Genomic DNA, 12762 nt, shown 5'->3' on the forward strand with positions numbered 1-12762 from the left:
ACCCCACCACGCGCGCTCAATCGCCACCTTGGCAGGGCGCGGCTACCGCGATAGGCTGATTATTCAAGGGGGTACCGGGCGATGATGCGTTGGAAGGTTTCACTGGCGGCATGCTTGGCGCTCGCCGCGTGCGCGACACCGGAATACCGGCAGGAGCGCGACATCTGCACCGCAGAATGGATGCAGAAGATCCCGCCGGAATTTGAACAGCGGCTGGTCACCAAGACCCGCACGATCGAGGTGCCGACCGGCGAAAGCACGTGCCGCAAGGTCAACGATGTCGTCAAGTGCCAGCAGGTCATGCGCACCGAGTTCATCCCATATACCACTGTCGAAACCGTCGACGTGAACGAGACCCGCCGCGACGCGCAAATCCGCGCCTGCGCGCAAAAGGCCTGCATGGCGCGCTTCGGCAACCCCGAATGCGACCCGTAACAGGGGACATGGCCCGCCCGGCGGGTGACATTTGATTGACGGCGAAAACTATTTTTGGTTCTCATAAGGAAAACGGGAGGTGACGACAATGCGCACTCAGGTCGCCATTATCGGGGGCGGGCCGGCGGGCTTGCTGCTGTCGCAATTGCTGCACAAGGCCGGGGTCGCATCCGTCGTGCTCGAGCGGCGCTCGCGCGAATACGTGTTGTCACGCATCCGCGCCGGGGTTCTGGAAACCGGGCTGGTGAACCTGATGCACGAGGCCGGCATCGCCGAGCGGATGGATCGCGAGGGCTTCATCCATGACGGCACCCTGATCGCCAATGGCAACGATAAGTTCCGCATCGATTTCAAGGAACTGACCGGCAGCCACGTGATGGTCTATGGCCAGACCGAGGTCACGCGCGACCTGTACGAGGCGCGCGACGCCGCCGGGGCCACGGTCATGCACGAATGCAGCGGGGTGAAACCGCACGACCTGACCACCGACGCGCCCTATGTCACCTTTTTCCACGAAGGGGCGGTGCACCGCCTCGATTGCGATTTCATAGCCGGGTGCGACGGGTTCCATGGCCCCTGCCGGCAGGAAATCCCGCTTTCGGTGCGACGCGAGTTCGAAAAGGTCTACCCGTTCGGCTGGCTTGGCGTGCTGTCGGAAACGCCGCCGGTGGATAACGAATTGATCTATTCCAACTCCGAGCGCGGCTTTGCCCTGTGCTCCATGCGCAACGCCAACCTCAGCCGCTACTACATCCAGTGCCAGCTATCGGATACGCCCGACGACTGGACCGACGACGCGTTCTGGGACGAATTGCGCCGCCGCATCCCGGAAGAGGCGGCGGATCGGCTGGTCACAGGCCCGTCGATCGAGAAATCCATCGCTCCGCTGCGCTCTTTCGTGTGCGAGCCGATGCAATGGGGGCGCATGTTCCTGTGCGGGGACGCGGCGCATATCGTGCCGCCAACCGGGGCAAAGGGCCTCAATACCGCCGCGTCGGACGTGAATTATCTCTGGCGGGCGCTGGTGGCATGGTACAACGATGGCGAACGCGGCGGCATTGACACCTATTCGGAAACCGCGCTGGCCCGGATATGGAAGGCCGAGCGGTTTAGCTGGTGGATGACAACGCTGCTGCACCGCTTGCCCGAACAGAGCGAGTTCGACATCCGCATGCAAGACGCCGACATCGCCTATCTGCAACACAGCACGGCGGCGCAAACCGCGATGGCGGAAAACTACGTGGGGCTACCATACTGATGCGTATGATCGAGATCGAGGAGGACCTGCGCCTGCATGTGCGCGAGGATGGAACGCCCGATGGCGCGCCGGTGGTGTTCGCCAATTCGCTGGGCACCGACCTGCGCCTGTGGGATCACGTGCTGCCGCTGCTGCCCGAGGGGCTGCGCATCATTCGCTATGACAAGCGCGGTCACGGCCTGTCGGATTGCCCACGCGGGCCCTATTCGATGGGCGCGTTGGTGCGCGATGCCGAGGCGGTGCTGGATGCGCTCAATGTGCGCAACTGCTTGTTCGTGGGGCTAAGCATCGGCGGCATGATCGCGCAAGGCCTCGCGGTCAAGCGGATGGACCAGGTCCGCGCGATGGTCCTATCGAACACCGCCGCCAAGATCGGTCAGCCGGACATGTGGCAGGACCGGATCAACGCGGTGCAAAAGGACGGGATCGAGGCGCTGGCTGATGGCGTGATGGAGCGGTGGTTCTCTGCCCCGTTCCGCGAAACGCGCGAGTTTCACGCGTGGCGCAACATGCTGATCCGCCAACCCGCGGAAGGCTACGCAGGGTGCAGCGCGGCCATAGCGGGCACGGATTTCTACACGCCCACATCGGGCCTGCGCCTGCCGACGCTGGGCATCGCAGGCTCCGAAGACGGCTCGACCCCGCCCGACCTGGTGCGCGAAACGGTCGATCTGATCCCGGGCGCGCGGTTTGAGTTGATCCGCCGCGCCGGGCACCTGCCCTGCGTCGAGCAACCGCAGGAATATGCCGCCGTATTGTCCGAGTTCATCAAGGAGACCGGCCATGTCTGAACGCCGCGAGAAGGGCATGGAAGTACGCCGCCGGGTTCTGGGCGACGCGCATGTGGACCGCGCCGAGGCCGGCAAAAGCGACCTGGACGCCCCGTTTCAGGACCTGATCACCGAGGCCGCGTGGGGCCACGTCTGGGCCCGCGACCGGATCACCCCGCGCGAGCGCTCGATGCTGACCATCGCGCTGCTGGCCGGGCTGGGCAACCTTGACGAGCTGGAGTTGCACATCCGCGCCACCGCCAACACCGGCGCCACCCGCGCCGACGTGATGGAGGCGCTGCTGCATGTCGCCATCTATGCCGGCGTGCCCCGTGCCAACACGGCGGTGAAGATCGCCAAGGACATCTTCGACGAGATGGAGGCCGACGATGGCTGATGGCCCCCTGATGCCGCGCCGACGCGACATGCACCCGGTGCCCTTTGACCCCGACTACAAGACCTCGATCAGCCGCAGCCCCCGCTGGCCCCTGCTGTCGATGGAATCGACCCCGTCCGAGGAAACCGGCCCCCGCTTCGGCGCGTCGCTTCTGGGGCCGCTGGATAACAACCTGATCATGAACTACTCGGCCGATGGCAGCCCCGCCATAGGCGAGCGGATCCTGATGCACGGCCGGGTTCTGGACGAAATGGGCCGCCCGGTGCCCGAGACGCTGATCGAGATCTGGCAGGCCAACGCCGGCGGCCGCTATCGCCATGTCAAGGACGGCTACCTTGCGCCGCTGGACCCCAATTTCGGCGGCTGCGGGCGCACCATCACCGACGCTGAGGGGCGCTACCAGTTCCTGACCATCCGGCCCGGCGCCTACCCCTGGCCCAACCGCGCCAATGACTGGCGGCCCATGCATATCCATATCTCTGTGTTCGGCCACGCCTTCGGGCAGCGTCTGATCACCCAGATGTATTTCGAGGGCGATCCCCTGATCGCGCGCTGCCCCATCGCCGCGACGATCAAGGATCGCGGGCAGCTTGAGCGCTTGGTCGCGCCCCTCGACATGAGCCATGCGCGCCCGCTCGATTTCCTGGCCTACAAGTTCGACATCGTGCTGCGCGGCCGCCGTCAGACCATGTTCGAAAACAAACCGGAGGGCATGTAAGATGGTGCAACCGCTGGACACACTGATCGAGACCCCCTCGCAAACCGCCGGACCTTACGTGCATATCGGCTGCATCCCGTCGTTTGCCGGCGTTGAGGGCGTCTATCCGCAGGACCTGGGCACCAGCCCGATTGCCGAGGGCGCGCAGGGCCAGATCATAACCATCACCGGCAGCATCTATGACGGTACCGGCTGGGCGCTGCGCGACGCGATGATTGAGGCCTGGCAGGCAGACGCGGCGGGCCGGTTCCCCGGCCAGGACGGCGCCGATCCGGCCGTGAGCGGCTTTTGCCGCTTTGCCGCCGACAAGGATAGCGGGCTTTTCACCCTGCGCACGGTCAAACCCGGCGCCACCCCGGCGCGTGGCGGCGCCGTGCAGGCCCCGCATATCAGCCTGTGGATCGTCGCGCGCGGCATCAATATCGGGCTGCAGACGCGCATCTATTTCGGCGACGAGGACAACAGCAACGATCCGCTGCTATCGCGGATCGAGCAGCGTCCCCGCGCCGAAACCCTGATTGCAAAACCCGACGGAGAAGGCCAATATCGCTTTGACATCCGCCTTCAAGGCGACGGCGAAACGGTATTTCTGGACCTTTGAATGGCTGACTTCCTGTTGATTCACGGATCGTGCCACGGCGCGTGGTGCTGGCGTGATGTCCTGCCCGAGTTGCAGGCGCGCGGCCACACCGCCCGCGCCATCGACCTGCCCAGCCACGGCGAGGATGCGACGCCCTACGCGCAGGTCATGCTGCATGATTACGCGCAGGCGATCATCAACGCCATCGACACCCCCGTCTACCTCGTCGGGCATTCCATGGCCGGCTTTCCGATCACGCTGGCAGCGCAACTGGCGCCCGAAAAGATCACCCGCCTGATCTACCTGTGCGCCTACGCCGCGCAGGACGGCAAATCGCTGGTGGACATGCGCCTTGAGGCCCCGCGCCAGCCGCTGATGCACGCCATCAAAAAAACCGACGACGGCCTGGCCTTCACCGTGGACCCCAATAAGACGGCCGAGGTGTTCTACCACGACTGCCCCGAGGGCACGGTGGACTACGCCAACGCCCGGCTCTGCCCGCAAGCGATCGCGCCGCAGGCCACGCCGATCACCCTTGGCCCCCGCGCGGCCAGCGTACCGCGCAGCTATATCCGCTGCGACGACGATCGCACCATCCCCCCCGAGTATCAGCGCACCATGACCCAGGACTGGCCCGAGGCGGACGTCTACGCCATGCCAACCGGCCATTCCCCCTTCTTCGCCGATCCCGCGGGACTGGCTGACATTCTCGACCGTATCGCGAAAGGATAACCCATGGCCGCCAGCGTGTTCGACAGCGCCCTGTTCTCGCGCCTTTTTCCCACCGGCGAAGCAGGCCGCCTGTTCACCGACAGCGCCGAGATCCGCGCGATGCTGCTGGTCGAAGGGGCGCTGGCCCGCGCGCAAGGCGAATTGGGTCTGATCCCCGAGCCATCGGCGCTCTATATCCACCGCGCCGCGATGGAGGTGCAGATCGATCCCGCCGCCCTGGCCGAGGCCACGGGCCAAAACGGCGTGTGCGTGCCGGGCCTTGTCGCTGCCTTTCGCGCGGCGGTCGAGGCGCCCGAGCACGCGCAATACATCCACTGGGGCGCCACCAGCCAGGACATCATCGACACCGGCCTGATGCTGCGCCTGCGCCAGCTCCTTGAGCAATGCGAGGATACCCTGCGCGCGGTGCTGCAGTCGCTGGCGACGCTGGCCGAGGACCACGCCGAAACGCCCATGGCCGCGCGCACCTGGGGGCAGGTCGCCACACCCACCAGCTTCGGCGCCCATGCCGCGCATTGGGGCGCGCCGCTCCTGGAGCTCCTGGAGGAAATGCCGCCCCTGCGCCAAGGCGCGCTGTGGGTCTCGCTATCGGGCGCGGCCGGCACCGCCGGCGCCCTTGGCCCGCAAGCGCCCGAATTGCGCGCCAAACTGGCCGAGGCCCTGCGCCTGCACGATCCCGCCCGCAGCTGGCACAGCGACCGCACCCCGATCCTGCGGATCGCGGGCTGGATCACCCGGTGCTGCGCCGCGCTTGGCAAGATGGGCGAGGATCTGACCCTTCTGGCGCAATCCGGCATCGCCGAGGCCGCGCCGGGCGGCGGCGGGGCCTCCTCGACCATGCCGCAAAAACAAAACCCCGTGACCCCCGGGGCGCTCACCGCGCTGGCGCGTCAGGCGGCGAGCCTCTCGCCCGCCCTCACCGGCGCCGCCCTGCACCGGCAGGAACGCGACGGCGCGGCGTGGTTCACCGAATGGCTGACCCTGCCGCAGCTCTGCCTGTCGGGGGCCTCGGCGCTGTTGCTGGCGCGCGACCTGACGCGCGCCATCACCCCCGACCCCGCGCGCATGGCCGCCACCCTCGGCGCGACCGGCGGCCTCGTCCACGCCGAAGCGCTCAGCTTCCGCTTGGCGCAAACCATGCCCCGCCCCGACGCCCAGGCCGCGGTCAAGGCGCTGTGCATCGAGGCAGGCCATAGCGGCACCCCGCTTGCCGATCTGGCAGCGCGCGATTTCCCCGACGCCGACCTCACCGGCATTTTCGACACCCGCGCCCAACTGGGCCAGGCCCCGACCGAGGCACGCGCATTCGCATCCACCGTGCGCGCCCTCTGACGCGCAATCCCCTGCCCTTCATCTTGCCAAAAATACTCAAATTCCACCCTCTGCCACAGGGCGAAACGCCCGCAAATTCCGCATATCAGCACAAGATTTTGCACTTGCAGCCTAACGCAGGCGGGGGCAGGCTGCGGCAAACCGCGAGGGAGAGAACATGCCTGAAATCCAAGCCGCCGTATGTCATGAATTCGGCCAGCCGCTGCGCATCGAAACCGTCAACCTGCGCGCCCCCGAAATGGGCGAGGTCTCGGTCAAGCTGGACGCCGTGGCAATCTGCCACTCCGACATTTCCTTCTGGGAGGGCGGCTTTGGCGGCGCCCTTCCCGCCGTCTACGGGCACGAGGCCGCGGGCCGCGTCACCGCCGTCGGCCCCGGCGTCACCGGCATCAATGAGGGCGACAGCGTCGCCGTCACGCTGATCCGGGCCTGCGGCACCTGCAACAGCTGCGGCGCGGGCAAACCGACGATCTGCGAGACGCCCTATGACGGTACCAAGGGGCCGCTGACCACCACCACCGGCGAGGCGGTCTTGCAGGGCCTGGCCTGCGGCGCCTTCGCCGAGGCCGTCGTCGTGGACCAAAGCCAGGTCGTCACCATCCCCGATGACCTGGGCAAGGACGTGGCCTCCCTCCTGTCATGCGGGGTGATCACCGGCGTTGGCGCGGCGGTCAACGCCGCCGGCGTGCGCGCCGGGCAGGATGTCGTCGTGATCGGTGCGGGCGGCGTGGGCCTCAACGCCATCCAGGGCGCGCGCATCGCGGGGGCACGCCGCGTGGTCGCGGTGGACATGCTCGAAAGCAAACTGGACATAGCCCGCGAATTTGGCGCCACCGACGCCATCCTCGCCGAAGGCAAGCCATGGTCCGAGGTCAAGAAACTTCTGGGCCGCGGCGCCGACGCGGTGCTGGTCACCGTGGGGGCCGCGCCGGTCTACGACAAGGCGCCGCGCTACCTGGCCAATGGCGGGCAGGTGGTGATGATCGGCATGCCGCATCTCGACCAAACCGCCAGCTACAGCCCCATCATCATGGCCGACGCGGGCCAGTCCATCGTCGGCTCCAAGATGGGCGACGTGGTGATCAAGCGCGACATTCCGTGGATGGTGGACCTCTACCAGCAGGGGCGCCTGAAGCTGGACGAGCTGATTTCGGGCCGCTGGCGCCTTGAGCAGATCAACGAGGCGATCGCCGACACCAAAACGGGCGCCGCGCGGCGCAACGTGATCGTCTTCGACTGAGCGCGCGCGCACCGACGCAATACCGACAGGATACCGACACCAGACAGACCGGCAAAAAAGCCCCCGGAGGCCCTCCATGAAACTCGCCGATCTCGACATCATCGTCACCGCCCCGCCGCCGCCTGGCTGGGGCGGGCGCTACTGGATACTGGTCAAGGTAACGACCGACACGGGCATTACCGGCTGGGGCGAATGCTATGCCGCCAGCGTCGGCCCCGAGGCGATGCGCGCCGTGATCGAGGACGTATTCGCCCGCCACATGCAGGGCGAAAGCCCTGAAAACATTGAGCTTATGTTCCGCCGCGCCTATTCGTCTGGCTTCACGCAGCGCCCCGACCTGACGGTCATGGGCGCGTTTTCGGGGCTCGAGATCGCCTGCTGGGACATCATGGGCAAGGCGCGCGGTCGCCCCGTCTGGGCGATGCTGGGCGGGCGGATGAACGCCGATGTGCGCTGCTACACCTACCTGTACCCCCTGCCCCATCACGACATGGGCGAATTCTGGGTCTCGCCCGAGATGGCCGCAGAATCCGCCGCCGAGGCCGTAAGTCGCGGATATACCGCGATAAAATTCGACCCGGCCGGCCCCTACACGATGCGCGGCGGGCACATGCCAGCGATGTCGGACATCACCCGATCGGTCGCGTTCTGCGCCGCGATTCGCGATGCCGTGGGGGACCGCGCCGACCTTCTGTTCGGCACGCATGGGCAATTCACCGCCGCCGGCGCGATCCGGCTGGGCCATGCGCTCGAACCCTATTCGCCCCTATGGTTCGAAGAGCCGGTGCCCCCCGACGACGTGCCCGCGATGGCCCGGGTGGCGCAAGCGGTGCGCATCCCCATAGCCACCGGCGAGCGCCTGACCACCAAGGCCGAGTTCGCGCCGCTTCTGGCGCAAGGGGCGGCCGAGATCCTGCAGCCCGCCCTGGGTCGCTCGGGCGGGATATGGGAGACGCGCAAGATCGCCGCGCTGGCCGAGGCATATGGCGCACAGCTTGCCCCGCACCTTTACGCCGGGCCGGTGGAATGGGCCGCCAACCTCCACCTTGCCAGCGCGATCCCCAACCTGCTTATGGCCGAAACTATCGAAAGCCCGTTTCACGACGCGCTGATCAAGGGCGTGATCCGCGTCGAGCGCGGGCATGTGCGCCTGTCCGACGCACCGGGCCTTGGTATCGAGGTAGACGAGGACCTTGCCCGCGCGCACCCCTACCGCGGCGATGGCCTGCATCTTGAAATGCGCGACGCCCCTTGCGATTATGCCAATGGCAACCAATTTGAAGGGGGCGCCCCCGCACCCAAGCGGTGATCTCGCCTTGTCGGAATTTAGGTGCTAACATGATCGCAAATGAACAGGATCAGACGCACGTGACACTCCCTCCCCCACCCGCTCCCCCCGAAGAGATGGAGCGTAGCGCCGAAGCGGCAGCCGCCTATCTCAAGACACTCGCGCACGAGGGGCGGTTGATGATCCTGTGTCATCTCGGCTCGGGCGAGAAATCAGTGGGCGAGTTGGAGCAGTTATTGCAAATCCGGCAGGCCGCCGTCAGCCAAATGCTCGCCCGCCTGCGCGAAGAGGGGCTGGTGGCCACGCGCCGCGACGGCAAGACCATCTATTACCGCCTCGCCGATGAAAACACCTACGAGGTGATCACTCTTCTGTATCGCCTGTTTTGTAGCCCCGCAGGGCAGCAAGACGGCCCCGTTACCTGCTGAGGCGCGGCGGACAAGGCATCCCTACGCATCTCACACGGCCATTGAAAAAGGCGCGCAAATAAATGCGCGCCTTTTGTCTATCGGGTAAGTCCGGGCCAGTTGCGCCGCGCCCTATTCAAAGGCGCAGCCGGTGCGCACGCCCAGCTTGCGAAAGATGATCGCAGCGGGGCAGAAGCCGGTAAAGGACGACTGGATCAGGTTCGCGCCGATGAACACGGTGAACCACATCCACAGCGGCGAGACCCAAACAGTCAGCGCCACGCTTACGAGGACCATGATACCGGCAAATAGCATTACGGAACGGTCGAGGGTCATTTTATCCATCCTGTCTGGTCTTTAAGGCCCGCAGGCAGCGGGCGGTTCCACATCAATATACGTATTCCATAACCAGAATACAATAGCGAAGGCCGTTTCTTGCCTCCCGCAAGTACAAGCTGACGCAGGCTGCAAGCCCGGGCAGCGCCCTTCGGTTCAGAAGGGTGAGCGTCTTGCAGAAGAGGTTTCCCGCAAAGGAAATGGCCTCAAGACCTCCTCAATAGCCCACCTAAGCCGATTTCACCCAGCTCACGATCTGCGCGGCGGGCATGGCGCCGGATTTGCGCGCCGCCTCGCGCCCGCCCTTGAACCGGGCCATGGTGGGGATGCCGCGGATGCCATAGGCGCTGCCGGCCTTCGGGTGCGCCTCGGTGTTCAGCTTGACCAGCCGCGCATCGCCGCGCAGTTCGCTCGCCGCCTTGGAAAACTCGGGCGCCATCATCCGGCAGGGGCCGCACCACGGCGCCCAGAAATCCACCACGAGCGGCACATCATCGGTGCGCGCGGCCTTTTGCAGGGTGGCGAAATCCACCTCGACCGCCTTTCCGGGCATCAGCGATGCACCGCATGTCCCGCATTTTGGCTTGGCCGACAGTCGGTCGGGCGCCACGCGGTTCACCTGTCCACACGACAGGCAAGTCAGTTTCATCGACGCCATGGCGCCCTCCGTTTTTACATTCTGCTTTTCATATATAACTCCCCGCGCGCCGCGCAATCCTGGGGCCGCTGCTTTTTTTCTTGAAACGTGCAAAGGGCAATCCCATAATATCCTGTGCGACGTTACCATATCGACCATCTGTTCCATCTCGGCTCAGTCACTCGATCTTGCACTGACTAGCCAGGCTGCCGCACTCCCGCGGGCAGCATCTTGAGAAGGAAAACTACGGATGGCTACTGGCACCGTGAAATGGTTTAACACCACCAAAGGCTACGGCTTCATCGCGCCCGACGGCGGCAGCAAGGACGTTTTCGTCCATATTTCGGCTGTTGAGCGATCGGGCCTGACCGGCTTGGCCGACAACCAGAAAGTGACGTTCGACGTCGAAGCGGGCCGTGACGGCCGCGAATCGGCCGTGAACATCGCGCTGGCCTGACACCGGCCTTTGGCTGGAAAGACACGCAAGCGGGCCCCGTTTCGGGGCCCGTTTCGCGTTTGGGGCGCGCCCATTAGGGGAGTGCATCGACGGGCCGCGGTGCGGCGATCCTACGCTGGTGCGAGGCACTTTATGCCAGCAAAATCCGCGGCCTTATGTATCAAACGCACCAGTTTGGGCTGGAGTGCCGAAATGATTAGGACTCCACAATCAGAAGGTGTTGGGGCACCCTCCCCGGCATGCTCAAAAGAATCATTTCACTTTCTTTACTGGCTGCGCTCGTTGTTTGGGAGTTGTTTGTACAGCCGGTTTGGAACATCAACGTTGAACGATGGGCCGAGAGCAGGAAAATCGATGGAGCTATTGATACAGCTTCGCGTGGTGACTGGATGAGGTTACCTGATTGGGCATCAAACTTACTAGCATTCCTAGCTGGGGACTTCCTTATCGGTGCCGCGTCTGTTGCAGCAGTATTCCTTGTGATTGATCTGCTAGGATGGCTTGTTATGGGAAGGTGTCGGCAATATGCCCGAACGTTAGGATCACTGGCTATAGAAATCCACAACGTTGAAAGGTCGATAAGGCGCACTATTGAAAAGATGCCTTCAGGCGCGAATGCTCGTATCCGGCCCGGTGTGCCCACATCTCTGCCTCTTGATGATGCCATGAAGTCAAAAGCCGTGCTGGCTCAGCTAGGTAAGCACGGGATACCTACCCCGGATATAGGCGAGGGGTTAGGATTTAGGGCATCAAAATTCTTGGCTGACTACTTCGCCACAGTCTACCCGTTTGTCGCCAAGGGGCTGAGAAAGGAAGCCAAACGAGAGGCGGCGAAATATCTTTCTAAAGTCGAATCTCAGTCAAACCAATCGCCTCCAAAGATTGAATAAGAAACGCTGCGCTGAACTTGCCACGAGACAGCTTGTTTCGAACGTTCGCCTCTTTATCCCCAATCATTTCAGCAAGTTGCGTGTAAGTCACACCTTTGCGCTTCAACTCTGCTTTCAGGAGGTTTGCAGCCTTCGCCTCCCATTCCGTTTGCTCTGCCATGTATCACCTATATAGCTTAATGCACTATTTTTGATACATATGCCCTTGTATGGGATGCGTCAACGTACTACATATGATGCATAGGCATCGGAAATGGTACAATGGCACAACACTTCCTTCTCTCAGCAGCTTCCCGCACCCTCAGCCTGCGCTCGATCTACAAGGCAGGGGAGGACGCGGCTTACCAGACATTCTGCGAAATGCGCTGGCCCGAGACGGATGGCGAGGCGGTGTGCCCGCGTTGCGGCCATGACGAGACCTACAGCATCACCACCCGCCGCAAGTTCAAATGCAAGGCGTGCGCGCACCAGTTTAGCGTAACCAGCGGCACCATCTTCGCCAGCCGCAAGATGGATTTCGTGGACCTGCTGGCCGCGATCTGCATTCTGGTGAACGCGTCCAAGGGCGTGTCCATGATCCAGCTTTCCCGCGACCTGGACTGCCAATACAAGACCGCGTTCGTTCTGGCGCACAAGCTGCGCGAGGCGATGGCGTCCGAGGTTCAGACAGGCGAAGTTCTGGAAGGCCATATCGAGATTGATGGCGCATACTTTGGCGGGCACGTTCGCCCCGAAAACCGCAAGGAAGATCGCAAGGACCGCCGCCGCAAGGAAAACCAGACCGGCGAGCGCCGCGTCGTGATCGCCATGCGTGAGCGCGTGGGCCGCACCCTGCCTGTCGTCAGCATGGACGAGGGCGAAGGTGTTGCGCTGGCCAACGAGAACGTGTGCCGCATGGCCACCATGTCAGCCGACGAGGCAAGCCATTGGGACTTGCTGCATGACGGGTGGGCCGTTGATCGCGTGAACCACAGCGAGTGCTACAGCGACCACGGCAAGCACACCAACATGGCGGAAAGCTATTTCTCCCGCCTGCGCCGCATGGTCTCCGGCCAGCATCACCATGTCAGCCCGCAGTACCTGCACCAGTATGCGAACCACGCCGCATGGCTGGAAGACAACCGCCGAAGCGACAACGGCGAACTGGCACACCGTTTGGCGGCGAACGCGATGGAAGCGCCGGTCAGCCGGAGCTGGAAGGGCTATTGGCAGCGGGCGGCGTAAATCGCGACCGTGACAAACTGGCGCGATGGGCCCAAGCTTACGATCTTAGACCTTGCATATG

At 64.2% G+C, this 12762-nt stretch carries 17 protein-coding genes; 14 read left to right on the forward strand and 3 right to left on the reverse strand.

The genetic code is table 11. The features are described from left to right. Positions 1–81: 81 nt before the first annotated feature. The 11 genes from G568_RS0109915 (at position 82) to G568_RS0109965 (ending at position 9178) form a co-directional block, all read left to right on the forward strand. On the forward strand, positions 82–435 hold the full coding sequence (locus tag G568_RS0109915) for a hypothetical protein (protein ID WP_026757882.1): 354 nt from the start codon (positions 82–84) through the stop codon (positions 433–435). Between the two features lie 88 nt (positions 436–523). Further along, complete coding sequence (gene pobA, locus G568_RS0109920) at positions 524–1693, forward strand: 4-hydroxybenzoate 3-monooxygenase (protein ID WP_026757883.1); 1170 nt, start codon at positions 524–526, stop codon at positions 1691–1693. A 5-nt stretch (positions 1694–1698) separates the two neighbouring features. Beyond that, positions 1699–2484 (forward strand): 3-oxoadipate enol-lactonase, encoded by a 786-nt coding sequence (pcaD, locus tag G568_RS0109925; protein WP_405050593.1) that lies wholly within the window; start codon positions 1699–1701, stop codon positions 2482–2484. Continuing rightward, on the forward strand, positions 2477–2860 hold the full coding sequence (gene pcaC / locus G568_RS0109930) for a 4-carboxymuconolactone decarboxylase (RefSeq protein WP_026757885.1): 384 nt from the start codon (positions 2477–2479) through the stop codon (positions 2858–2860). Before pcaD ends, pcaC begins: the two co-directional genes overlap by 8 nt. Beyond that, entirely contained in the window at positions 2853–3578 is a 726-nt protein-coding gene (gene pcaH / locus G568_RS0109935) for a protocatechuate 3,4-dioxygenase subunit beta (protein WP_026757886.1), read from the forward strand. The genes pcaC and pcaH overlap by 8 nt, the downstream gene beginning before the upstream one ends. 1 nt (position 3579) lies before the next feature. Then, positions 3580–4179: a protocatechuate 3,4-dioxygenase subunit alpha gene (gene pcaG, locus G568_RS0109940; RefSeq protein WP_026757887.1), complete on the forward strand. Its 600-nt coding sequence runs from the start codon at positions 3580–3582 to the stop codon at positions 4177–4179. Beyond that, positions 4180–4890, forward strand: coding sequence for an alpha/beta fold hydrolase (locus tag G568_RS0109945; RefSeq protein WP_026757888.1), 711 nt, complete (start codon positions 4180–4182; stop codon positions 4888–4890). Positions 4891–4893: 3 nt separating this feature from the next. Further along, complete coding sequence (locus G568_RS0109950; protein WP_026757889.1) at positions 4894–6222, forward strand: lyase family protein; 1329 nt, start codon at positions 4894–4896, stop codon at positions 6220–6222. A gap of 157 nt (positions 6223–6379) precedes the next feature. Next, positions 6380–7462 carry a Zn-dependent alcohol dehydrogenase gene (locus G568_RS0109955; protein WP_026757890.1) on the forward strand — a complete coding sequence of 361 codons (1083 nt, stop codon included), beginning with the start codon at positions 6380–6382 and terminating at the stop codon, positions 7460–7462. Positions 7463–7538: 76 nt separating this feature from the next. After that, positions 7539–8771 (forward strand): mandelate racemase/muconate lactonizing enzyme family protein, encoded by a 1233-nt coding sequence (locus G568_RS0109960; RefSeq protein ID WP_026757891.1) that lies wholly within the window; start codon positions 7539–7541, stop codon positions 8769–8771. A 95-nt stretch (positions 8772–8866) separates the two neighbouring features. Continuing rightward, complete coding sequence (locus G568_RS0109965) at positions 8867–9178, forward strand: ArsR/SmtB family transcription factor (protein ID WP_037373995.1); 312 nt, start codon at positions 8867–8869, stop codon at positions 9176–9178. 111 nt (positions 9179–9289) lie between these two features. Here the strand turns inward: G568_RS0109965 and G568_RS0109970 are convergent, their stop codons facing one another. Beyond that, entirely contained in the window at positions 9290–9493 is a 204-nt protein-coding gene (locus G568_RS0109970; RefSeq protein ID WP_026757893.1) for a YgaP family membrane protein, read from the reverse strand. Between the two features lie 229 nt (positions 9494–9722). After that, on the reverse strand, positions 9723–10151 hold the full coding sequence (gene trxC / locus G568_RS0109975; RefSeq protein ID WP_026757894.1) for a thioredoxin TrxC: 429 nt from the start codon (positions 10149–10151) through the stop codon (positions 9723–9725). Positions 10152–10380: 229 nt separating this feature from the next. Between trxC and G568_RS0109980 the strand changes: the two genes are divergently transcribed. Together G568_RS0109980 and G568_RS20260 are read left to right on the forward strand one after the other, a co-directional pair. Continuing rightward, positions 10381–10587 carry a cold-shock protein gene (locus tag G568_RS0109980; RefSeq protein ID WP_026757895.1) on the forward strand — a complete coding sequence of 69 codons (207 nt, stop codon included), beginning with the start codon at positions 10381–10383 and terminating at the stop codon, positions 10585–10587. Between the two features lie 239 nt (positions 10588–10826). Beyond that, entirely contained in the window at positions 10827–11477 is a 651-nt protein-coding gene (locus G568_RS20260) for a hypothetical protein (RefSeq protein WP_157084369.1), read from the forward strand. Here G568_RS20260 and G568_RS0109985 read toward each other — a convergent pair. Then, the gene (locus G568_RS0109985; RefSeq protein WP_026757896.1) at positions 11431–11637 is read right to left on the reverse strand and encodes a DUF6471 domain-containing protein; all 207 of its coding nucleotides are present in this window, start codon (positions 11635–11637) and stop codon (positions 11431–11433) included. The genes G568_RS20260 and G568_RS0109985 overlap by 47 nt on opposite strands. Positions 11638–11738: 101 nt before the next feature. Here G568_RS0109985 and G568_RS0109990 point away from each other — a divergent pair, with 101 nt between their 5' ends. Next, positions 11739–12701 (forward strand): IS1595 family transposase, encoded by a 963-nt coding sequence (locus G568_RS0109990; RefSeq protein WP_026757897.1) that lies wholly within the window; start codon positions 11739–11741, stop codon positions 12699–12701. The last annotated feature ends 61 nt before the right edge of the window (positions 12702–12762 follow it).

It is taken from the genome of Sediminimonas qiaohouensis DSM 21189 (genome assembly GCF_000423645.1).
Taxonomy (GTDB): domain Bacteria; phylum Pseudomonadota; class Alphaproteobacteria; order Rhodobacterales; family Rhodobacteraceae; genus Sediminimonas; species Sediminimonas qiaohouensis.

What these genes read in the sequence shown, in the direction of transcription:
- G568_RS0109915 (WP_026757882.1), top strand. Translation starts at nt 82, where the DNA reads ATGATGCGTTGGAAGGTTTCACTGGCGGCATGCTTGGCGCTCGCCGCG.
- pobA (WP_026757883.1), top strand. Translation starts at nt 524, where the DNA reads ATGCGCACTCAGGTCGCCATTATCGGGGGCGGGCCGGCGGGCTTGCTG.
- pcaD (WP_405050593.1), top strand. Translation starts at nt 1,699, where the DNA reads ATGATCGAGATCGAGGAGGACCTGCGCCTGCATGTGCGCGAGGATGGA.
- pcaC (WP_026757885.1), top strand. Translation starts at nt 2,477, where the DNA reads ATGTCTGAACGCCGCGAGAAGGGCATGGAAGTACGCCGCCGGGTTCTG.
- pcaH (WP_026757886.1), top strand. Translation starts at nt 2,853, where the DNA reads ATGGCTGATGGCCCCCTGATGCCGCGCCGACGCGACATGCACCCGGTG.
- pcaG (WP_026757887.1), top strand. Translation starts at nt 3,580, where the DNA reads ATGGTGCAACCGCTGGACACACTGATCGAGACCCCCTCGCAAACCGCC.
- G568_RS0109945 (WP_026757888.1), top strand. Translation starts at nt 4,180, where the DNA reads ATGGCTGACTTCCTGTTGATTCACGGATCGTGCCACGGCGCGTGGTGC.
- G568_RS0109950 (WP_026757889.1), top strand. Translation starts at nt 4,894, where the DNA reads ATGGCCGCCAGCGTGTTCGACAGCGCCCTGTTCTCGCGCCTTTTTCCC.
- G568_RS0109955 (WP_026757890.1), top strand. Translation starts at nt 6,380, where the DNA reads ATGCCTGAAATCCAAGCCGCCGTATGTCATGAATTCGGCCAGCCGCTG.
- G568_RS0109960 (WP_026757891.1), top strand. Translation starts at nt 7,539, where the DNA reads ATGAAACTCGCCGATCTCGACATCATCGTCACCGCCCCGCCGCCGCCT.
- G568_RS0109965 (WP_037373995.1), top strand. Translation starts at nt 8,867, where the DNA reads ATGGAGCGTAGCGCCGAAGCGGCAGCCGCCTATCTCAAGACACTCGCG.
- G568_RS0109970 (WP_026757893.1), bottom strand. Translation starts at nt 9,493, where the DNA reads ATGACCCTCGACCGTTCCGTAATGCTATTTGCCGGTATCATGGTCCTC.
- trxC (WP_026757894.1), bottom strand. Translation starts at nt 10,151, where the DNA reads ATGGCGTCGATGAAACTGACTTGCCTGTCGTGTGGACAGGTGAACCGC.
- G568_RS0109980 (WP_026757895.1), top strand. Translation starts at nt 10,381, where the DNA reads ATGGCTACTGGCACCGTGAAATGGTTTAACACCACCAAAGGCTACGGC.
- G568_RS20260 (WP_157084369.1), top strand. Translation starts at nt 10,827, where the DNA reads ATGCTCAAAAGAATCATTTCACTTTCTTTACTGGCTGCGCTCGTTGTT.
- G568_RS0109985 (WP_026757896.1), bottom strand. Translation starts at nt 11,637, where the DNA reads ATGGCAGAGCAAACGGAATGGGAGGCGAAGGCTGCAAACCTCCTGAAA.
- G568_RS0109990 (WP_026757897.1), top strand. Translation starts at nt 11,739, where the DNA reads ATGGCACAACACTTCCTTCTCTCAGCAGCTTCCCGCACCCTCAGCCTG.